The following is a 21131-nucleotide window of genomic DNA, read 5'->3' on the forward strand; positions in this document are numbered from 1 at the left end:
GACATTGTGCACTCCTTGCTGGTTAGTGGCCGCCCATGAGTTTTTCCACCGCCACGGGGTCGTCGTGCACGGCGTAACGATCCACCACGGTGGCGCTCGCCTCGTTGAGGCCGATCAGCTCAACCTCGGTGCCTTCGCGGCGGAACTTGATCACCACCCGATCCAGCGCCTGCACGGCGGTGATATCCCAGAAGTGGGCCCGGGAGAGATTGATGGTGACCTTGTCGATGCTTTCCTTGAAATCAAAGGCTTCGATAAAGCGCTCGGAAGACGCAAAGAACACCTGACCCACGACCTGATATTCACGCTCAGTGCCGGGTTCCACTTCTTTAGACCCGATGTACATGATGTTGCCGACCTTGTTGGCGAAGAACATCGCCGCCAGCAGCACGCCCACGAAGACCCCAATCGCCAGGTTGTGGGTGCCCACGGTCACCGCCACGGTCGCCACCATCACGATATTGGTGCTCATGGGGTGTTTCTTGAGATCGCGGATGGACTCCCAGCTGAAGGTGCCCACCGACACCATGATCATCACCGCAACCAGCGCCGCCATGGGAATCTGCGAGACCCAGTCGGCGAGGAACACCACCATCAACAACAGGGCAACACCGGCAATCAGGGTCGAGGTACGCCGACGCCCACCGGATTTAACGTTGATCACCGACTGGCCGATCATCGCACAGCCCGCCATGCCGCCGATCAGGCCCGAGCCGATATTGGCAATACCCTGGCCTTTACACTCGCGATTTTTATCGCTTTTGGTATCAGTCAGATCGTCGATGATCGTCGCGGTCATCATGGATTCCAGCAGCCCCACCACGGTCAGCATCAGTGAGTACGGCAGGATGATCATCAGGGTTTCAAGGTTCAGCGGCACGTCCGGCCACAGAAAGATGGGCAAGCTATCGGGCAGTTCGCCCATATCGCCCACGCTGCGAATCTCCATGCCGGTAATCATGTACACCGCGGTCAGTACCACGATGCACACCAAAGGCGAAGGAATCATCCGGCCGATAACGGGCACATAGGGAAAGCCGTAGATGATCGCCAGGCCCGCCGCCGTCATGGCGTATACGTGCCAGGTCACATCGGTCAGTTCAGGCAGCTGGGCCATGAAAATCAGAATCGCCAGGGCATTCACGAACCCCGTGACCACCGAGCGCGAGACAAAGCGCATCAGGTCGGCAAGCCTCAGGTAGCCGGCGATGATCTGGAACACCCCGGTCAACAGCGTGGCGGCCAGCAGATACTCGAGCCCGTGCTCCTTGACCAGGGTGATCATCAGCAGCGCCATGGCCCCGGTGGCAGCCGAGATCATGCCCGAGCGCCCGCCGGTGAAAGCGATAATGACGCAGATGGCGAAGGAGGCGTAGAGGCCGACTTTCGGGTCGACCCCTGCAATGATCGAGAAGGCGATGGCCTCGGGAATCAGGGCAAGTGCCACCACGATACCCGCCAGGGTGTCGCCCTTGGGGTTCGAGAGCCAAGACTGTTTAAATTTTTCGTACATGCGGGGGTCCATGGTTGAAGGTTAACGACAGGCCGCAAACGCGGGGCGTAGAACACCCGACAGCGGCACGTGAAGCGCTTGATACAATGATGGTGCTTGAGAGAGCGACGTACGCTGACGTCAGGGCATAGCAAAAACGGTATGCAAGGATACCGCCAGGCGATGACAGCCGGGTGAAGGCGTCATGCACAGCAAACAGGAAGGAAAGCCTAGGGCGGAGTCATCAGCCCTGAGGTGGCAAGTGCCGGTAACGTCATAAACAAGGTCACTGTGTCATCTACACGGATTCGTTGGCCTGGCCTGAACCAGAAAGGCGCCAGCGAAAGGCGGAGGATTTTAACAGTAATTTTACCACCCTGCACCCGGCCATGGCCGTTGGCGTTCCTTGACAACAGTCAGGCAGGCACCATGTTCGACGACTGCAGGGTGCCCAAGCCCACCACTTTGGCGTACCATTGCAATGCAATATACCGACTGATCGAGTCCCAACTTTCCACGTTGAAGCGGCCCCCGCCGAGAGAAGAGGAGCAGTAGATGAGCCATTCCATAGCAGTGATCAAAGGCGACGGTATCGGCCCCGAAATCATGGACGCCACGCTACGCGTGCTGGATGCCCTGGATTGCGGTTTGGAGTACGAATTTATCGACGCCGGTCTGGGCGCGCTGGACAAACACGGCACGCTGATTCCCCAGGCATCGCTGGACGCCATCGAAAAACACGGTATCGCGCTCAAGGGCCCGCTTACCACGCCGATCGGCAAGGGCTTCTCCTCCATCAACGTGCAGCTTCGCCGTCACTTCGACCTTTACGCCAATGTGCGCCCTGCGATCAGCTTTCCCGGCACTCAGTCACGCTACGACGACATCGACATGATCACCGTGCGGGAAAACACCGAAGGGGCTTACCTCGCCGATGGCCAGGAATACACCGACGATGGCAATACTGCCCTGTCGGTCATCAAGGTGACCCGCAAAGGCTCCGAGCGCATCGTGCGCTATGCCTTCGAACTGGCGAAAAGCAACGGCCGCAAGAAAGTCACCGCCGTACATAAAGCCAACATCATCAAGACCAGCTCCGGGCTTTTCCTGGACGTTGCCCGGGAAATCGCCGAAGAATACCCCGACATCGAATTCCAGGAAATGATCGTCGACAACGCCTGCATGCAGCTGGTCATGAACCCGCATCAGTTCGACGTCGTGGTGACCACTAACCTGTTTGGCGACATCATGTCGGACCTGTGCGCGGGTCTGGTCGGCGGGCTTGGCCTGGCACCGGGCGCCAACATCGGCGAAAAAGCGGCGATCTTCGAGGCTGTGCACGGCTCCGCGCCGGATATCGAAGGCAAGAAGATCGCCAACCCCTGCGCGCTGCTGCTGGCCGCGGCGCAGATGCTCGACCACCTGAACATGGACGACAAAGCCACCGCCATCCGCAAGGGGATTCGCGACGTGCTGGAAAACCGCCGCGATATGGTCACCCCGGACATGGGCGGCACCGGCACCACCGACACCTTTGCCGAAGCACTGGTGGACTACGTCGGCCGCTGATCCTGCTTCCGCTCACCGGCCTTGCGTAATGGCCGGTGAGCGAAACCGGTAGCCCAACAGGCGCATCGCATTAAGCGTCACCAGCACGGTAGCGCCGGTGTCAGCCATTACCGCCACCCACATGCCGGTGATGCCCAGCACGGTCGACACCAGAAACAACGCCTTGAAACCCAGCGCCAGCGCCACGTTGGTCTTGACGTTGTTCAGCGTCGCCCGGGACAGCGCGATGAGTTCGGCAACCCCCATCACACGGTTCTTCAGCAGGGCCGCATCGGCGGTTTCCAGCGCCACATCGGTTCCACCGCCCATGGCGATCCCCACGTCTGCCGCCGCCAGCGCCGGGGCATCATTGATACCGTCGCCGACTTTACCTACCGGCCCAAGCCCCTGTGCCTGCCAATCACGTACCCGCTGTGCCTTGGCTTCAGGCATCAATTCGCCCTCGGCCTCAATGCCCAGTTGTTCCCCCATGGCCGCTACCGTGCGCGCGTTATCGCCGCTGAGCATCACCACGCTGACGCCCAGGCGTTTGAGCGCTTCAATCGCGGCTGGCGTATCCTCACGGGGTTCGTCGCGCAGCGCCAAGACGCCAAGCGCGATTCCTTCAGCCAGCAGCAGGACCACCGTTTTACCCTCTGCTTCCAGCGCGGCAATTCGCGCTGACTGGGTCTCGGTCCCCTGCCAATGGCGCGGGCTTGTCAGGGTCAACGCCCGCCCCTCGAACCGACCGCTGACCCCCTGCCCGGCCTGAGCCTGCCCCTCGGATGCCCTGCCAAGCGACAGCCCCAACTGCTCTGCATGCTGCACAATGGCCTGCGCCACCGGGTGGTTCGAGTCCTGCTCCAGTGCAGCGGCCAGGCGGACGACCTCTTGTTCATTGGGCTCGTCCCAGCCCTCCACATCGGTCACGCTGGGCGCGCCTGCGGTCAGGGTGCCGGTTTTATCCACTGCCACGCGCTGAAGCTTGCCCAGCTGTTCAAGTACGGCGCCACCCTTGATCAACAGCCCACGCCGCGCCGCGGTTGAAAGCCCGGCGGCAATGGCGGCGGGTGTCGAGATGACCAGTGCGCACGGGCAGGCGATCAGCAGCAGCGCCAAGGCCCGGTAGACCGACTCGGACCAGGCAAGCCCGGTCAACCAGAGGGGCACCACCGCCACCAGCACGGCCACTCCGACAACCAATGGCATGTACCAGCGGGCAAAGCGATCGATAAAGCGCGCCACCGGGGCTTTGGCGGCCTGCGCCTCTTCGACCAGATGGATAATCCGGGCAATGGTATTGTCGGCAGCCCCCCGGGTGACCTCTACCTCTAACGCCGCGTCGAGATTGACCGTGCCCGCCCAGATTTCCTCGCCGGTGGCCCGCTGCCGGGGCACCGACTCACCGTTGATGGGTGACTCGTCGAGCTGGGAGGTACCCGCGATGATACGTCCATCGCAAGGCACGCGATCGCCGGGGCGCACCAGCACCCGCTGGCCTGGCGTCAACGCATCCGCCGCTATCTCGCGGGTGGCCTCCCCCTCAAGCAGACGCGCCGTCGCTGGCGTCAGATTGCCCAGCGCGGCAATACGGCGTCGCGCCTGCCCGGCCGCCACGCCTTCGAGCAGCTCACCCACCGCGAACAAGAACACCACCATGGCTGCTTCAGCGGCGGCCCCGATGGTTAAAGCCCCCATGGCCGCGATACTCATCAGCATTTCAATGGTCAGCGGATTGCCCATGCGCAGCGAGCGCCAGGCCACCTGCCCGATCGGCAGCCAACCGATCAGCGTGGCCAATACGAATGGCCAGGCACCCACTTCAGGCAGACGCCAGGCCAACAGCCACGCCATGACCAGCAGCGCGCCACTGACCACCACCAGGCGTCCTTTGGTCGTGTGCCACCAGCGCGGCGTCGATGCCGTCGATGGCGAGGCTTCAATCACCGGATAGCCGAGCCTGGAAAGCGTGTGTTTCAAGCTGTCATGGTCCAGCGCCTGGTCGGCATGGGCGGTCACACTCACGGTACCGCTCATGCTGGAGGCGCTGACCCGTTCAACCTGCGACAAGCCTTCAAGCGCTGCCTCTACCTTGCGCTCGCAGCCGCCACAGTCCATGCCCTGGACATTCAGGCGCGCGGTGTCGCGGGTGTCTTGCTGGCGAGTGGTCATGGCATCGTCCTTCCCAGTCGGCTATCTTGGGGTCAGCGTAATACCTGTAGTCACTAGAGGTTCAAGCCATGACCCACACGCCAAGCCAGGCCGCTATCGGCATCGGCGAACTCGCCAGCCGCACCCACTGCAAGCCGGAAACCGTGCGCTATTACGAGAAGATCGGCCTGCTGCCCGCCGCCCCGCGCAATGAGGGCAACCAGCGGCGTTACAGCGAGGCAACTGTGCAGCGGCTGATGTTCATTCGTCATGCGCGGGATTTCGGCTTCTCGGTGGAGGCCGTGCGGGAGCTACTCGATATGGCCGACCACCCGAGCCAGCCGTGCGACCAGGTCGATCAGCTGGCACGTCGGCACCTGGCGGAGGTGGAGTCGCGCATTCAGCGGCTGATGGTTCTGCGCGACGAGCTGAAGCGCACGGTTGCCCAGTGCGACGGCGACAGCGTGGCCCAGTGCCGGATTATCGAGGTGTTGAGCGACCACCGGCTGTGCAGCCACGATGCTGCCCATGGCGGGGCGGAGGCGCTACGTTGATGCGGCGGCGCGTTACGCCCCCAGCCACACGTCGAGGAACAGCATGATCACAAGGCCGATGGCCAGACCAGAGGTTGCCTTCTTCTGGTGCCCGCAGCGGTGCGTCTCGGGAATGATTTCATGGCTGATCACATAGAGCATCGCCCCGGCGGCAAAGGCCATGCCCCAAGGCAGCAATATCTGCGATACGCTGATGATACTGGCGCCGAACAGGCCGCCGATGGGCTCGATCAACCCGGTGAGCGCAGCGATCGTCCACGAGCGAACCCGTGAATACCCCTCACCCATGAGCGCAATCGCCACGGCCAGCCCTTCCGGCATGTTTTGCAGGCCAATGCCGATCGCCAGCGGCATGCCGCCTTCGAGACCGTTGGCACCGAACCCCACGCCCACGGCCATGCCCTCGGGCAGGTTGTGAATGGCAATGGCAAAGACGAACAGCCATACCCGCCGCAGCGAGGCGGCTTCGGGGCCTTCGCGACCCTGCTGGAAATGCTCGTGGGGCAGGCGTTCATTGAGCAAGGCAATCGCCCCCATGCCCAGCAGGATCGCCGCGCAGACAATGGCAGGGGGTACCGGCCCACCGGCGTAATAGATTTCGGCGGCATCCAGCGCCGGAATGATCAGCGAAAAGAACGACGCGGCCAGCATGACACCGGCGGCAAAACCCAGCGCCAGGTCTCGAAACCCGCGGTCAGGGGTTTTGCCCAGCAATACCGGTAATGCACCGACAGCCGTCAACGAGCCAGCGGCAAGGCTACCCAAGAATCCGAGTAAGACGGTATTTTCCATGCGCCAAAAGGGCCTTGTATCAAGAGAGGCATCGAGATGGGGTTTATCGCTAACCCAGCCCGCGCAGAATAAAGTCGACGGTTTGCTGCGCCTGATGCTTCGAGGCTCCGCTCTTCATCAATAACCGCAGCCCTGACATCGACAGTGTCAGAAACTGGGCAGCACTCTGCGGATCGCGGGTCTCAGCGATACTGCCCTCGCGCTGGGCGCGCTTGATGACGCCATGAAAGAAAGTCGTCACGCTCGCCACGCTATCACGCGCGGTCTGCGCTGGCAGCGAGTCTTCTCCGCCCAGCTCGGTGGCGGAGTTGAACAGCAAACAACCAAGCGATGCCTGTTGGCTGTCGGTATCGGCGGCTGAATACAACAGCTGCTCGATAAACGACCAGGCGCTATCGGCGGCGTCCAACTGCTCTGACAGCGACGCCAACAGCTCTTGGCGGTAATTCTGCAGGGCTAGCAGGAACAGCGCCTCTTTGTTACCGAACGCCTGGTACAGGCTGCTGCGCGACAGCGCCATGGCGTCCAGCAGGTCGCGCATGGACGTATGATAGTAGCCAGAGCGCCAGAAGGTGTTAACCGCCGCCTTTAGCGCTTCTTCCGGCTGATGCTGTAAGGGTCTGCCGATGGTCATTGTCACCACTCTTGGAAACTGTCGCCCACGCTTCAACGGGACAAATCACTCTCTAGGACATTAATTTAACATGTTGCAGGGGGATTAGGGGAGTCAGACGCATCTCCGCTCACCTTCTATCGATTCAATTACAGTTGCCGTGACTGTAAATTATGTACCGAATGTTCCATAATCAAAGGGCACAATACAGCAATCCTGCATCAACTGTTTTTATCGATCCAAGGAGAGCGAAATGGCCGATTTTCCATTGCATACCACCGATAGCGCACCCGAAGCAGCGCAAGCGAACCTGAAAGCCGCCGAAAAGAAAATGGGCTTCCTGCCCAATATCTTTGCCAAGATGGCCGAGGCGCCGACGCTTCTCGAAGCCTATCTGACCCTTGACGGCATCTATGCCAAGACCAGCCTGAGCCCGGTGGAACAGCAAGCGGCCCTGCTCGCCATCAGTGCCGATAACCACTGTGCGTTCTGCGTCGCCGCCCATACCGGTGGCATTAAACAAGCCGGTGCCGACGACGAGACCGTCAAGGATCTGCGCGATCGCAAGACACCCAACGATGCCAAGCTGGCGGCCGTGACGCGTTTTGCACGCCACTTGAACGCTCAGCGCGGCTGGGCCGAGCAAGCTGAGCTTGATGCCTTCCTTGGAGCAGGTTTCACCCATCAGCAGGTGCTGGAGCTGGTCATTGCCTGCGCGCTGAAAACGCTCTCGAACTACACCAACCACCTTGCCGGCACGCCGCTCAACGAAGAGCTCAAGCCGCTTGCTTGGGAAGCACCCGCATCATAATGCCTGTCTACCTGTGGCCGCCTTGCGGCCACAGACGGATGCTGCTTGGAAATGGGAACGCTACTGCAACCGATCTCCATGAGGACTCTCTACCGTGATAACCGCCACGCATTCACCCGATGAACATATTGCGGCGCTACGACCCAAGCTTGTCGCCTTTGCTCGCTTACAGCTGCGCGATAACGCCGCTGCCGAGGATACCGTGCAGGACACGCTGATCACCGCACTGGAAAAGCACGATACCTTTGGCGGGCGCTCAGCGTTTGAAACCTGGGTCTTCGGCATCCTCAAAAACAAGATACTCGAAAGGCTCCGCCAGCAAGGCCGCTTTGTCGCGTGGCAGAGTGACGAGCAAAGTGACGACGACGCACTGGAAAACCTGTTTCAGGACAACGGCCGCTGGCAGGCGACGAAACGTCCAGTGCCATGGGGCGACCCCGACCAGGTGCTCGAAAACACGGCTTTCTGGAAAGTGTTGGATGCCTGCCTGGTGGCATTGCCGGAAAACACGGCCCGCGTGTTCACGATGCGTGAACTCATGGAGCTTTCCACACCGGAAATATGCAATGTGCTCGATATCTCCGAGTCCAACTGCTGGGTCATCCTGCACCGCGCGCGGTTGAAGTTGCGCGACTGCATCGAGAAAGGCTGGTTAACGTAACCCATATACCAATTAGCGGATTACTCATGGCACTTGCATGCCCTCCCCAAAAAATCCAACGTCAACTGTAAAGTTTCACCTCTTCCAACAACGAAACCTCACCCCTTGTCCAATTTTATCGTGCTAGATTTGCAAGCTCGCCGAGGAGTTAACCATGCTGATGTGCCGTGAAGCCACACGCTTGATGTCGCTTAAACAGGATCGGGTGCTTACCCTACGGGAAAAAACGGCGCTACGTTTTCACCTTTCCATGTGTGGTGCCTGCCGTGCCTGCGCGCGTCAGTTCGACCTTCTGCATGCCATCGGTGAACACCATCCTGCTGCCTTGAAACCGTCATCGACACAGGATGACTAGGAGTTGCCCTATGCGCCCACTTCACGGCGTTGCGGTTATCGCCGGTTTGCTGATGATCAGCAGCACGGCCACGGCCGATATCTTGTTGACACCCAACCAGATCATGACCTGGCCCACCCGCAGCTTTGACGGTGAGACCCATTACGAGATCGTCGAAAAGGATGGTGCCAGGGTGCTGATGGCCCAATCACAGGGCCAGGCATCGGCACGCTACCTGGAACGCGAAATCGACCTCGATGAAACGCCCTACCTGCACTGGTGCTGGCAGGTGGACTCCACCTACCCGGGACTCGATGAGACCACCAAGGCGGGTGACGACTACCCTGCTCGCGTCTATGTGGCGCGTAAAACGGGGCTGCTGCCCTGGCAGGTTCAATCCATCAATTATGTCTGGTCGTCGACGCAGGACGCGGGCAACACCTGGACGAATGCATTTACCGACCGCGCCGAGCTGATGGCCCTGCAAGGCGGCGCCTCGAAGGTGGGCGAATGGGTCGCCGAAGTACGCGACGTGCGCGCCGACTTTGCCACCTTGTTTGGTGACACAGTAACCACCATTGACGGTGTCGCCTTGATGAGCGATGGCGACAACTCAGGCAGTGACGCCACCGCCTGGTTTAGCCAACTCGGGTTCTCCGCGACTAGACAGCTGCCAAACTGCCCTTAAAAACGGTTTCTCGAATTCCCCCAACGCCTGATAGCAGACGCCTCCATACCGCCCATTGATATTACCGTTGAGGTATATAAAACAGTTTTTGACCTGCCGCTCGGCCTTCAAGGTGATAGAGGATGTCAGCCTTGCCGCTTTCGTATAGGATGTGTGTAACTATTAAAAAAAGTCGCAATACACTAATTACTCAGGCGGTTTAGAAGACACTGGGACTTACGACATGATTCTTGACAACACGAATAACGCCCATCGACGTGCCTTGATGCAACACACCGCCTGCATCGAATTTACCCCTGACGGTATTATTCTGGCCGCCAGCCAACACTTCCTGGATGCGGTTGGCTATTCGCTGGACGCCATCAAGGGCCAGCATCACAGACTGTTCTGCACTGAAAACAAGGCGAGCTCTTCCGCGTATCGATCATTCTGGCGTTCGCTTTCTGAAGGAGAAAGCCACCAGGGTACGTTCAAGCGGATAGATGCCAGAGGCCAGGACATATGGCTCGAGGCAACCTATGTGCCTGTTTGCAACCGACGCGGGCGTGTCGTGAGCGTCTTCAAGGTCGCCAATGACGTGACGGCCAAGCACCAGGAGGCGGCGCGCAAGGACGCTGTTCTGCAGGCGCTTGATAGCTCCATGGCAGTGATTGAATTCACCCCGACAGGCGAAATAATCAACGCCAATACCAACTTCGAGAAAGCGGTAGGCTATACCAACGAGCAGCTGGCAGGTTCGCATCATCGCCAGTTATGCCCACCCTCGTTTTACCAGCAACACCCGCATTTCTGGGAAGAACTGGGCAGAGGCGAGTTCAAGCAAGGCAAGTTTGAGCGATTGAACTCGCAAGGCCACAGCCTCTGGTTGGAGGCGACTTATAACCCGATTACGGATGCCAACGGCGAGGTATTCAAAGTGGTCAAGTTTGCCACCGATATCACCTCGGCCATGCAGGAAGCCCATGCCGCCAATCAAGCGGTGTTGACGGCGCAATCGACATCATCGGAAACCGAGCAGATTGCCCAGAGCGGCCTGTCTCACTTGCAGCGTGTACTGGAGGACGCCCAGCAATCAGCCCAGGCGCTGGTTGAGGCGCAACGCCTGGTTGAATCGCTCAACGAGCAGGCAAAAAATATCAACATGATTACTGAGGCCATCGCCAATATTGCCAACCAGACCAATTTACTTTCGCTTAATGCGGCGGTGGAAGCCGCTCGCGCCGGAGAGCAGGGGCGCGGCTTTGCCGTTGTTGCCAATGAGGTTCGCCAGCTGGCCAAAGGGTCGAGTGAAGCGGTCGACAGCATTACCCTGGTGCTCAGGGAAAACAGTGACCTTGTGACACGCACCACTCAGACCATGAAGCAAGTCATAGACCGCAGCGAGTCGAGCCAGGCAAGCATCAGCGAAATAGAAACGATCGTAAATGAAATACTGACAGGGTCGCGTAATGTATCGTCATCCATCGACCAACTAACGCTCAAGGAAGCCAGCTAGCTTTGCTGGCCAAATAATAAAGTGCCAGCCCTTAAAGGCTGGCACTTTTTTCTTGGCAGGTTTTCATTACCCCGCCTTCAAGATGCAACCTACTTCAGCGTGGTTTTACGCAGATACGGCAGCACCGTCTCGTAATCGCCGAATTTTTGCTTGGCGTCTTCGTCTGACACGCTGGGCGGAATAATCACATCCTGCCCGACTGTCCAGTCTGCCGGTGTCGCTACACCATGCTTGGCCGTGGCTTGCAAGGCATCCAAGGCGCGCAGGATTTCAGCGAAGTTGCGGCCTACGGTCATCGGGTAGGTCATGGACAGCTTGAGCTGCTTGTCCGGCCCGATGATGAATACCGAACGCACTGTGGCGCTGTCAGCGGGCGTGCGGCCATCCGGCAGATAGGCGTCTTCGGGCAGCATGTCGTAGAGCTTGGAGACGGTCAGGCCGTCATCGGCAATGATCGGGAAATCCACGTCGCTGCCGCTCACGGTTTTAATGTCGTCGCCCCAGCGTTTGTGATCTTCCACACCGTCTACCGAGACGCCGATCACCTTGGTACCGCGTTTTTTCCACTCCTCGCTCAAGGTGGCAACGGCACCGAATTCGGTGGTGCACACGGGCGTAAAGTCTTTGGGGTGAGAGAACAGGATCGCCCAGCTGTCGCCAATCCAATCATGAAAGCGAATGGGCCCATGGCTGGTTTCGGCTTCAAAATCGGGAACCACGGCATTGATACGTAGTGACATGTTTTCCTCCTGTGGGTCAAAAACCCTAATGCTTTAAGCGTCTTTCAGGTCCATCACTATAGAACATAAAGTGCTAAGCAAGCCAATCAAAACCGTCTCACCGTGATAAAAACGGCCCAGGCAAAGGCATGGCGTCACTGGACGATAGATCAAACTAGGCGCTATGCGAACCGGCCGACTTTTCAGCGGCGTTGGTTTCTCGCTTGACCCGCTTGAGCCACACCTGCTTCGCGTAGCTGCGCAGGTTATCAACATCGTCCGTCTCGTCGACGATATCCTGCCCAAGAATCGTTTCAATGATGTCTTCAAGGGTAATCAGGCCAACGAAGGTGCCATGCTCGTCGTAAATCACGCGCATATGCAGCCGGTCACTGAGCATTGACGCAAACACCTGCTCCACATTACTCGAAACATCCACACTGGCGATCGGATGCATCATGTCTTTCATGATGCTGTGCTCATCCGCATGATACATATCCGCTTTATGCACATACCCAAAAGCCTGCTCACCATTATCCATGACCGGGAAGCGAGTGAACGGTGTACGGCTGTAGGCTTCTTCAAATTCTCCCACCGTAAGATGGGGCAGCACCGTCTTGCAGACGGTACGTGGCGTCATTGCCTTGCCTACCGGAATCTCGTGCAGGTTGAGCATGTTGACGATGGTGCGCGCCTCATCGGCATCCAGCACTTTTTCTTCCAGTCCTACCCGGGCAAGCACCTTGATCTCATCGCGCAGGTCGACATCGTGTTCGGACTTGCCCAGGCGACGGGTAATTTGCTCCGACACCCAGATGAACGGCAGGAGAATGATGATCATCGGCTTGAGAAAGCGCGGCAACATCGGCGATAGGCCCCGCCAGTAAGTCGCCCCAATCGTCTTCGGGATAATTTCTGAAAGCACCAGAATCAGCATGGTCATCACCGCCGACACAATGGCGATAGAAGCTTCGCCAAATACGACCGCAGCCTGGGCACCCACGGCGGTGGCCCCTACCGTATGGGCAATGGTATTAAGACTCAGAATGGCCGCCAGTGGGCGATCAATGTTGTCCTTCAACTGCGCCAGCGACGCATGAAGCCTGGGGTTATCTTCTTTCTGCTTGGCGATGTAGCTTGGCGTGATGGAAAGTAATGCCGCTTCCAGAATAGAACACAGGAAAGACAACCCGATAGCAAGCGCGGCAATCGTAATCAGAAGGACCATGTAGGACTCATGTTAGGGGCGATGGATGTGTTATAGAGGCATGCACCGCCAGAATCAATAGGCGGTTGAATAAAGAACCTTTGCCTCTGTCGCACCGAAAACCGCTGCGCCAGGCATTCGCCGAACGGTGACGTCATGAAACCAGAACGCCTCCCGGCAGGAGGCGTTTGGATAGTCGTCTTGAGGTCCTGCTCATTACCTCTCAGGCAAACACTTCCTTCCATTCGCTGCGCTTTTCCAGCAGGGCTTTGGCAAGCTCCTGGGCACCTTCAAGGCTATGGCTGGCTGCCCAGCCACACTGCATTTCGTTGCAGGCAGGTACTTCGGTGGCTTCCAGTACATCGTTCAGCGTTTTCTCGACGATGGAAACCACTTCATCGTAGTCATCGTGGTTGATCATCGCGATGTAGAAGCCGGTTTGGCAGCCCATCGGGCTGATATCCACCACTTTATCGGTGTGGTTGCGCGACTTTTCGGCCAGCAAGTGCTCCAGGGAATGCAACGCCGGCATGTCCATATGGCCTTTGTTGGGCTGGCAAATGCGCAGGTCGTATTTGTGAATACGATCTCCGTTTTCGCCTTCTTTGATATCAGCTAAACGGATGTAGGGCGCTTTCACCTTGGTGTGATCCAGGTTAAAGCTTTCAACGTTCATTTTTTGCTCGGCCATGTTGGCTCCTCTCCGTTTGCGTATTGGATAAGACTTATTCTACACCTTCAAGCTACACTTTTGGCGCGTCGAAGTTCCAGGGTTCGTCGGTGTAAACACAGACGTTGGCGTCTTCAATATCACCGTCGGGGGCTTCAACGTGCTGGGCAAAGAACTCCTGGATTTCCTTGCGCTGGCAGTGCGCCTCGAACTCTTCGCGGCTGGCCCAGATCTCATGGAACACAATCGGGTAACTGGAGCCCTGCGCGAAGGGGTTATCGATCTGACGCGTCACGGTGTAGTGGATGCAGGCATCTTCACGATGCGCATTGGGTTCTAACGCCTGAAGCGCTTTAAACACCGCTTCCTCTTTACCGGGCTTGGGCTTGAAACCCGCCACACAATAGATTTTTTCTGACATGCTTGGATCCTGAATCATTGAACGGCTGACTATTATGCGCTTGGTCACGCCACCTGGACAATGTGGCAATGTGGCTCGGCCAAGGTTCGGCCGTTTTACTGGGCGGCGCGCTCTGCCAGGTCATACATACCGTCACCCGTTAAACACAACGCATTGGGTCTCCTAACCCATTATTTGAGAAGACGGGCAGCCAGGGTCTCCAGATCGGTGACCGTCATATCGGGCTCGATGCCCCAGGGGTCGAAGGGGGCATCAGAGCTGCGGCGTACCCAGGCACTGCGCAACCCCGCATGGGTTGCCCCGATCACATCAAAGGGATTGCTGGAAATCAGCCAGGTATTTTCAGGGCGGGTTTCCAACCGGGTTCTTAAAAACGCATACACCGCCGGGTCGGGTTTGAAGCGTTTGATGTCGTCAACGCTGACAACGTCATCCATATGCTGGTCCACGCCTGCGCGTTTCAACAACGCCGAGACGGCGTCAGACGTGCCATTGGAAAAGGCCACGCAACGCATACCGGCATCGCGGAGCTGGTCAAGGGCTGGCACGACATCCGGAAAGGCGGGCAATTCGGCATAAACCGCCATCAGGTGATCATAGTCGTTATCGGAGAGGCCGGTCTGCAAGGCCCGGTCGGTGAACACCAAGGCTTCCCGGGTGCATTCCACAAAGGGTACATAGGCGCCCATCAAGCCATGGCGAAAGCTGTACTCCAGCTGCTTGTCGCGCCAGCGGCGGGCGAATTCGGCCGCTTTTTCCCGGTCGGGCAAACGTCTTTCGAGCTCGACCTTGACCCCCTGGGTATCAATCAGCGTGCCGTATACATCAAAGGCTAGTACGGGCTGCATGGAAACTCCTTAGATTGACGGACGTGACGTGTATCTAGCATAGTCGAGGCGTTGAAAAACAAAAATGCCGCTGCACCGTTCACAGGCAGCGGCATTATCTTGTGGGCCCTCTCAATCACACCGTGAACGCGGCTTCCTTTTCACCGGTTTTCAGGTCGCCTGCACGCACCAGCTCATCGGTAACACGGTCGATGGCGCGCTTAGCGCGGCCGATCATGTCGTCCACTTCATGACGGTTGATGGTCAACGGCGGTGCAAAGCCGAGGATATCGCCCTGGGGCATGGCGCGGGCAATCAGGTTCTCTTCCATGGCAGCCGCCGCTACGCGGGGCCCCACTTTCAGCGCCGGATCGAAATGCAGGCGCTGCTTGGCATCCGGCGAGAATTCGAGCGCGGCCATCAGGCCGACGCCGCGCACGTCGCCCAGCAGCGGGTGGCCTTCAAAGGTGGCCTTGAGCTGCTGCTGGAAGTAGGCGCCGGTTTCGGCCGCGTTGCCCACCAGGTTTTCACGCTCGATGATCGCCAGGTTGGCAAGTCCGGCCGCACAGCCCAGCGCATGGCCGGAGTAGGTCCAGCCGTGGCCGATGGGGCCGTACTCGCCGGTGCCCTGCTCGAGCACCTGCCAGACTTTCTCGCCAACGATGACGCCGGAGAGCGGTTGATAAGCGCTGGTCAGGCCCTTGGCGATGGTCACCAGATCCGGTTTCATGTTGTAGTGGTGGCTGCCGAAATCAGAGCCGGTGCGGCCGAAGCCACATACCACTTCGTCGGCAATCAGCAGCACATCGTACTTGGCCAGTACGGTCTGAATCGCATCCCAGTAGCCTTCCGGCGGCGGTACGATCCCGCCGGTGCCGAGTACCGGCTCGCCGATAAAGGCAGCGACGGTATCCGGCCCTTCTTCCAGAATCATCGCTTCCAGCTTGTCGGCGCAGAAAGCGGAGAACTCAAGTTCGGACATACCGTGCTGTTCGGCGGCACGCAGGTAGTAGTGCGGCGCCTCGGTGTGGCGAATCGTTTCAATCGGCAGATCGAAATGGTCGTGGAAGGCTTTCAGACCGGTCAGCGAGCCCGAGGCAATGCCGGAACCGTGGTAACCACGCATCCGCGAAATGACCTTCTTCTTCTGCGGGCGGCCCAGCACGTTGTTGTAGTAGCGCACAATCTTGAGCTGGGTTTCGTTGGCGTCCGAGCCGGACATGCCGTAGTAAACCTTGGACATGTTCATGCCGGCGATTTTCAGAATCTGCTCGGAAAGCTCTATCTGCGGCTCGTTCGAATGGCCCACATAGGTATGGTAGTAAGAGAGTTCCAGAGCCTGCTTGTAGATCGCCTCGGCCACTTCAGTGCGGCCATAGCCGATGTTGACACAGTAAAGCCCGGCGAAGCCGTCGATGAATTCACGCCCATCCTTGTCCACGATATTGATGCCTTTACCGCCGGTAATCACCCGGCCCGGCGCATCGCCGTGGGCAAAATCACGCAGATGAGTGGAGGCATGAAAGGTGACGTTGCGGTCACGTTCGATCAGATCCTGGTGCAAGCTCATGGTGTTCCCTCTATACGGTAAACCTCCCCGGTCAGCGGGGAGGGTGTTGAAAGTGTGCCAAGCCTTTGGGGCTAGCTCCCGGACACGGAGCCCAGGGCGCCAAGGCAGTAATACTTGGTTTCGAGGTACTCATCGATACCCGTGGCACCGCCTTCACGGCCAAGACCGGACTGCTTCACACCGCCGAACGGTACCGGCGGGCCGGTCATCTTCACCGAGTTGACGCTGACCATGCCATACTCCAGCGCGCGCATCAGCTTCCAGATGCGGCGGATATCGTGGGTGTAGATATAGGCCGCCAGGCCGTACTCGGTGTCGTTGGCCATCTCGATCGCTTCGTCATCATCGCGGTAGGCGGTAATACCGGCCACCGGGGCGAAGTTTTCTTCCCGCCATACTTTCATCTGTGGCGTGACGCCGGTCAGCATTACGGGCATGAAGAAGTTTTCGCCAGGCGCCTGGCTCTGATCACCCGCTACCATGGTGGCGCCGCGAGAGACGGCGTCATCGACGATCGAGGCGGCTTTTTCTACCGCCTGGCGATGGATCAAGGGGCCCAGGTCGATTTCGCTTTGCAGACCATTGCCCACGGTAAGCGCTGCCATGCGCTCGGCGAACTGCTCGACGAACGCATCATGAATCGACTCATGTACCAGAATGCGGTTCGCGGCGAGGCAGTCCTGCCCGGCGGTCTGGAACTTGGCGGCAACGGCTGCGTAGGCGGCTTCCTTGGGGTCCATATCCGGACCGACAATGAAGGGTGCGTTACCCCCCAGCTCCAACGATAGCCGCTTGACGGTGTTGGCACTTTGCTCGATCAGGATGCGTCCGACGCGGGTGGACCCGGTAAACGACAGCGCCCGAATACGCGGCTCGGCACATAGAATCTTGGACACTTCCGCAGGGTCGCCCAGCACCACATTGAAGATGCCTTCCGGAATACCCGCGCGCTCGGCCAGTTCCGCCAGCGCCAGGGCTGAAAACGGGGTTTCGTTGGCGGGCTTGATAACCACCGGGCAGCCCGCTGCCAGTGCCGCTGCGGCTTTGCGGGTAATCATCGCCAGCGGAAAGTTCCACGGCGTAATCATTGCCGAGATGCCCACCGGCTCCTTGATGGTGCCCAGCGAGGCATTGGGAATGGGGCTTGGGATGGTATCGCCGTAGGTGCGCTTGCCTTCTTCAGCAAACCAGCGCACAAAGCTCGCACCGTACTCGACCTCACCGCGCGCGTCCGGCAGCGGCTTGCCCTGCTCCAAGGTCATGATGGTTGCCAGGTCTTCGCGGTTGGCTTGAATCAGGTCGTACCACGCCAGCAGTTTCTCGCAGCGCTCATCGGCACGCAGCGCCCGCCACTGCACAAAGGCGTCCTCGGCAGCATCAACCGCCGCGGTGATCTGGCCAGCTTCCATCAGCGGAATATGGCCGATGGCTTCACCGGTTGCCGGATCAATCACCGCTTCTTCGCGACCGCCTTCACCATGGGTCCACTTACCGTTCACGTAGGCATACTGCCGGAACAGGCGTGGGTCTTCCAGGCGCTTGGCGAGCGTTGTCGATAGTGTGGTCATGGAAACCTCCCCTGGTTGACGCCTAGCGTGGCGACAGCCGTTGCACATTAAAAATGACGGCCTGAGCCGTCGTGTTTCGATGTGTCTAGCCTAAGGGAGATTGCGCACGAAGTGTTTTTGAAAGGGCCGGATAATTCTGGCCCTTTTTTGGCGAACAGTGACTTAACAGTGTGTTTTTTTGGCAGCGCCGTTGATCAGTCGTCTGAAGGGTTCAGCAATGCCTCCTCGGTGAAGACCACCAGCCCTAACTCCGGCCGGTAGCCATGGATCTCGGTCACATCCAACGCCTGGAGAAAGTCGAGAATTTCTTCGCTGATGACCTGTCCGGGCACTAATACCGGGAAGCCTGGCGGATAGGGGATCACGAAGCTTGCCGACACCACATCTCGCCCTTCACGCATCTGCGCCTGCAATTTGCCGTTATCGAAACGTAGATACTCCGTGTTTTCCTCGTCGTAGGCGAGGAAGTAGGCGGTGCGAATATCGCCCTGGGGGGTATCCGCACTGGGACGGAATGCATCATGAAAGCGGCTGAAGTCCGGCAAGGGTGGCAGGTCATGATTCAAGGAATACACCTGCTGTTCGATAATCTTGCGCTCAGGGCGACTGCTGTCTTCCAGGCGATACTCGAACTCTTTAGCCAGTTTGATTAACACATCCAACAGGTAAGCAATCGATCCGCGGGTCGTGCCGATATTGGTCATGAAGAGCACGGTATTGCGCGATGTCTTGTTGATTTGAATACCGTACTTGTTCATCAGGTATTCGTTCTTGAAGGTATCGCCATCGACCCCCGTATTGCCGATCGCGATGGTCACGCGGGAAGGATCCACCACGAACTCATCGCGCGCCCAGGCTTCCTCCATCTTGTTCCAGCCGGTTACCGGGTCGTAATAAGACTCGACACCCGACTCACGGTAAGCCGCAGGCACCATGTCGCTATTTTTCAGTACGCGGAAATACTTTTGCAGTAACGGGTGCGTATACAGCTGTTCACGGAGCGACAGCGCCGTTTCGACCTGGGCGTGCACCAGCTCGAAACCCTCCATTTCCGCCTGCATCCGTCCTACGTCCAGCGACGCCACAATCTGGTAATTGGGTGAAGTCGAGGTATGCGTCATGTAGGCCTCATGGAAAGAGGCTTCCACTTTCTGGCGAAAATCCTGATCCCAGACGTGAATCATCGAGCCTTGTCGCAAGGAAGTCAGCGTTTTGTGGGTCGAGTGGGTCGCATAGGCACGAATGCGTACCTGATCCGGGTCGGGCATCAGTCGCTGGTCGAGCCAGGTCGCCTCATCTTGCGGGTCGAGCTTGTCGAACTCCTCTTTCCAGGCCGCGTATTCTTCACGATAGCTTTCACTGCGATAACGATACCGCAGGGTGCTTGCCGTGTTCATCGCGGTACGCGGCCGATAAGTGGGATTGAAGCCCGCGAAGGCGAACCAGGCTTCATCCCAGAGGAACACCAGGTCAGGCTTGATCGCCAGACATTCTTCCATGACGCGGCGAACGTTATACACAATGCCGTCGAAGGTGCAGTTGGTCAGCAGTAGCATCTTCACCTTGTGCAACTGGCCAGCGCGCTTGTAGTCAAGCAGTGTCTTCTTGATGTCGCGCAGCGGCACAGCACCGTACATGGAGTAGTCGTCGAGCGGATAGGAGTCCAGATAACTGACATGCGCACCGGCCAGCACCATCCCGTAGTGGTGCGATTTGTGGCAGTCGCGGTCGATGAGCACGATGTCCTTCGGCTTGATGAGGGCTTGCACCACGATCTTGTTGGCGGTTGAGGTGCCGTTGGTGACAAAGAAGCTACGACGCGCGCCGAAGGCCCGGGCGGCGTACTCTTGTGCCTTTTTAATCGGCCCGAAGGGTTGTAGCAGAGAATCGAGCCCACCCGACGTCGCCGATGTTTCAGCCAGAAATATATTGATGCCGTAGAAGTCGATCATGTGGCCCGCCCAATGGGAGCGGGTCACCGACTTGCCCCTGGAAATGGGCATGGCGTGAAACACCCCGGTGGGTTTTTTGCTGTATTCACGCAGGGCATCAAAGAAGGGGGTGCGGTAACGGCTATCGATCGCGCGCAGAATGGTGTGGTGCTGCTCGATATAATCCGTTTCACGGTAGAAGATACGGTTGAAATATTGAATGTCCCGGCTCGCCGTAGCCTCCACATCACCGCTGGTGACCAGGAACTGATCGATTTCCGGGCGCAGCTCATGAATCATCGAGCTGAGCAGGATACTGCGCTCGGCCTCCGTTTGATGCTCCAGTTCCTTTTCCGACAGGCCTTCCAGGTAATTACGCAGGGCACTGAGGTTGTATTTTGACTTGTAGGGAAACTCGTAGCGGATCAGGCAGGCCTGGATATTGGGGTTGACCAAGATGGCAATCAACGCATCCTCGAAGCTCTTGACCGTCACCACGTCATAGACAAAACGATCCTCGGGGCGACGCATGTTGTGAAACGCTTCGCGCACCACCTCCTCTTCCTGGTTGGAAAGATTGTCGACGATCAACAGCTCGAAATAAGGCTGTGCCGAACTGTTGGAAGCCGGGTGTCCGCGGCGGAGTTGATTGAGCGCATCGAGTGCTTCCATGTCCTCTGCCCCGGCATCCGTCTCGGAGAGGTCGACATGGCGACGACGGTAGGATTCGCTGATCAACGCTCTTACCAGACGTTTTACGACTTTATCCAGCAGCGCGTATTCACCCCGGTTGAAGAGTGTCCACAGATGGCGGAAATCTTCCTTGGAGGGAAAGGCGTGATAATCCTCGATGATTTCCAGGCGAGTCAGCTTGACGTCGATGGACTTGATCAGGTTCTTGGCGCGATTCTCGTCGTCGAGCCGGGTCAGAATTCCCAGGTCACGTTTAAGGGCATTCCAGGTGTCGGCCCGCAGTTGGGAGATTTTGTGATAAAAACCCAGGGCGGTGTAGGACGTTTCGGTGGGATTATTCTCTGACATGACGACACCATCCTTTGTTGGTATTTATCTAGCAACGC

Annotated in this window: 19 protein-coding genes; 7 read left to right on the forward strand and 12 right to left on the reverse strand. The window is 58.3% G+C overall.

Features of this window, described 5'->3' with window-relative positions; all coding sequences use genetic code 11:
• Positions 1–22: 22 nt before the first annotated feature.
• Positions 23–1513 (reverse strand): SulP family inorganic anion transporter, encoded by a 1491-nt coding sequence (locus BMX75_RS05995; protein WP_092826171.1) that lies wholly within the window; start codon positions 1511–1513, stop codon positions 23–25.
• Positions 1514–2047: 534 nt separating this feature from the next.
• Here BMX75_RS05995 and BMX75_RS06000 point away from each other — a divergent pair.
• A complete protein-coding gene (locus tag BMX75_RS06000) occupies positions 2048–3061 on the forward strand; it encodes an isocitrate dehydrogenase (RefSeq protein ID WP_092826173.1) in 1014 nt (337 codons plus the stop codon).
• A gap of 12 nt (positions 3062–3073) precedes the next feature.
• On the opposite strand, the gene BMX75_RS06005 is transcribed toward BMX75_RS06000, so the two are convergent.
• Positions 3074–5212: a heavy metal translocating P-type ATPase gene (locus BMX75_RS06005; RefSeq protein WP_092826175.1), complete on the reverse strand. Its 2139-nt coding sequence runs from the start codon at positions 5210–5212 to the stop codon at positions 3074–3076.
• A 68-nt stretch (positions 5213–5280) separates the two neighbouring features.
• Between BMX75_RS06005 and BMX75_RS06010 the strand changes: the two genes are divergently transcribed.
• A complete protein-coding gene (locus BMX75_RS06010) occupies positions 5281–5745 on the forward strand; it encodes a MerR family transcriptional regulator (protein ID WP_092826177.1) in 465 nt (154 codons plus the stop codon).
• A gap of 12 nt (positions 5746–5757) precedes the next feature.
• On the opposite strand, the gene BMX75_RS06015 is transcribed toward BMX75_RS06010, so the two are convergent.
• Together BMX75_RS06015 and BMX75_RS06020 are read right to left on the reverse strand one after the other, a co-directional pair.
• Positions 5758–6537 carry a ZIP family metal transporter gene (locus tag BMX75_RS06015; protein ID WP_092826179.1) on the reverse strand — a complete coding sequence of 260 codons (780 nt, stop codon included), beginning with the start codon at positions 6535–6537 and terminating at the stop codon, positions 5758–5760.
• Between the two features lie 49 nt (positions 6538–6586).
• Positions 6587–7171, reverse strand: coding sequence for a TetR/AcrR family transcriptional regulator (locus tag BMX75_RS06020; RefSeq protein WP_092826181.1), 585 nt, complete (start codon positions 7169–7171; stop codon positions 6587–6589).
• Between the two features lie 232 nt (positions 7172–7403).
• Between BMX75_RS06020 and BMX75_RS06025 the strand changes: the two genes are divergently transcribed.
• The 5 genes from BMX75_RS06025 to BMX75_RS06045 all read left to right on the forward strand — a co-directional run bounded on the left by BMX75_RS06025 (position 7404) and on the right by BMX75_RS06045 (position 11139).
• Complete coding sequence (locus tag BMX75_RS06025; RefSeq protein ID WP_092826183.1) at positions 7404–7961, forward strand: carboxymuconolactone decarboxylase family protein; 558 nt, start codon at positions 7404–7406, stop codon at positions 7959–7961.
• 94 nt (positions 7962–8055) lie between these two features.
• Positions 8056–8622 (forward strand): sigma-70 family RNA polymerase sigma factor, encoded by a 567-nt coding sequence (locus tag BMX75_RS06030; protein WP_092826185.1) that lies wholly within the window; start codon positions 8056–8058, stop codon positions 8620–8622.
• A gap of 154 nt (positions 8623–8776) precedes the next feature.
• Positions 8777–8977 (forward strand): zf-HC2 domain-containing protein, encoded by a 201-nt coding sequence (locus BMX75_RS06035; RefSeq protein ID WP_092826187.1) that lies wholly within the window; start codon positions 8777–8779, stop codon positions 8975–8977.
• A gap of 10 nt (positions 8978–8987) precedes the next feature.
• Positions 8988–9644 carry a DUF3047 domain-containing protein gene (locus BMX75_RS06040; RefSeq protein WP_092826189.1) on the forward strand — a complete coding sequence of 219 codons (657 nt, stop codon included), beginning with the start codon at positions 8988–8990 and terminating at the stop codon, positions 9642–9644.
• A 223-nt stretch (positions 9645–9867) separates the two neighbouring features.
• Positions 9868–11139, forward strand: coding sequence for a methyl-accepting chemotaxis protein (locus BMX75_RS06045; protein WP_092826191.1), 1272 nt, complete (start codon positions 9868–9870; stop codon positions 11137–11139).
• Between the two features lie 89 nt (positions 11140–11228).
• Here the strand turns inward: BMX75_RS06045 and BMX75_RS06050 are convergent, their stop codons facing one another.
• From BMX75_RS06050 to BMX75_RS06085, 8 genes are all read right to left on the reverse strand, one after another.
• Positions 11229–11879, reverse strand: coding sequence for a peroxiredoxin (locus BMX75_RS06050; protein WP_092826193.1), 651 nt, complete (start codon positions 11877–11879; stop codon positions 11229–11231).
• A 154-nt stretch (positions 11880–12033) separates the two neighbouring features.
• Positions 12034–13086 (reverse strand): CNNM domain-containing protein, encoded by a 1053-nt coding sequence (locus BMX75_RS06055; protein WP_092826195.1) that lies wholly within the window; start codon positions 13084–13086, stop codon positions 12034–12036.
• Between the two features lie 202 nt (positions 13087–13288).
• On the reverse strand, positions 13289–13756 hold the full coding sequence (locus tag BMX75_RS06060) for an S-ribosylhomocysteine lyase (RefSeq protein WP_092826197.1): 468 nt from the start codon (positions 13754–13756) through the stop codon (positions 13289–13291).
• Positions 13757–13808: 52 nt separating this feature from the next.
• A complete protein-coding gene (locus BMX75_RS06065) occupies positions 13809–14156 on the reverse strand; it encodes a putative quinol monooxygenase (RefSeq protein WP_092826199.1) in 348 nt (115 codons plus the stop codon).
• A 170-nt stretch (positions 14157–14326) separates the two neighbouring features.
• Positions 14327–15004, reverse strand: a complete 678-nt coding sequence (locus tag BMX75_RS06070) for a haloacid dehalogenase type II (RefSeq protein ID WP_092826201.1) — start codon at positions 15002–15004, stop codon at positions 14327–14329.
• A gap of 115 nt (positions 15005–15119) precedes the next feature.
• The gene (locus BMX75_RS06075) at positions 15120–16553 is read right to left on the reverse strand and encodes an aminotransferase (RefSeq protein WP_092826203.1); all 1434 of its coding nucleotides are present in this window, start codon (positions 16551–16553) and stop codon (positions 15120–15122) included.
• Between the two features lie 71 nt (positions 16554–16624).
• Entirely contained in the window at positions 16625–18121 is a 1497-nt protein-coding gene (locus BMX75_RS06080; protein ID WP_092826205.1) for an NAD-dependent succinate-semialdehyde dehydrogenase, read from the reverse strand.
• A 194-nt stretch (positions 18122–18315) separates the two neighbouring features.
• Positions 18316–21093, reverse strand: coding sequence for an aminotransferase class I/II-fold pyridoxal phosphate-dependent enzyme (locus BMX75_RS06085; RefSeq protein ID WP_092826207.1), 2778 nt, complete (start codon positions 21091–21093; stop codon positions 18316–18318).
• Between the last annotated feature and the right edge of the window lie 38 nt (positions 21094–21131).

It is taken from the genome of Vreelandella subterranea, from assembly GCF_900111305.1.
GTDB classification, from domain to species: Bacteria; Pseudomonadota; Gammaproteobacteria; order Pseudomonadales; family Halomonadaceae; genus Vreelandella; species Vreelandella subterranea.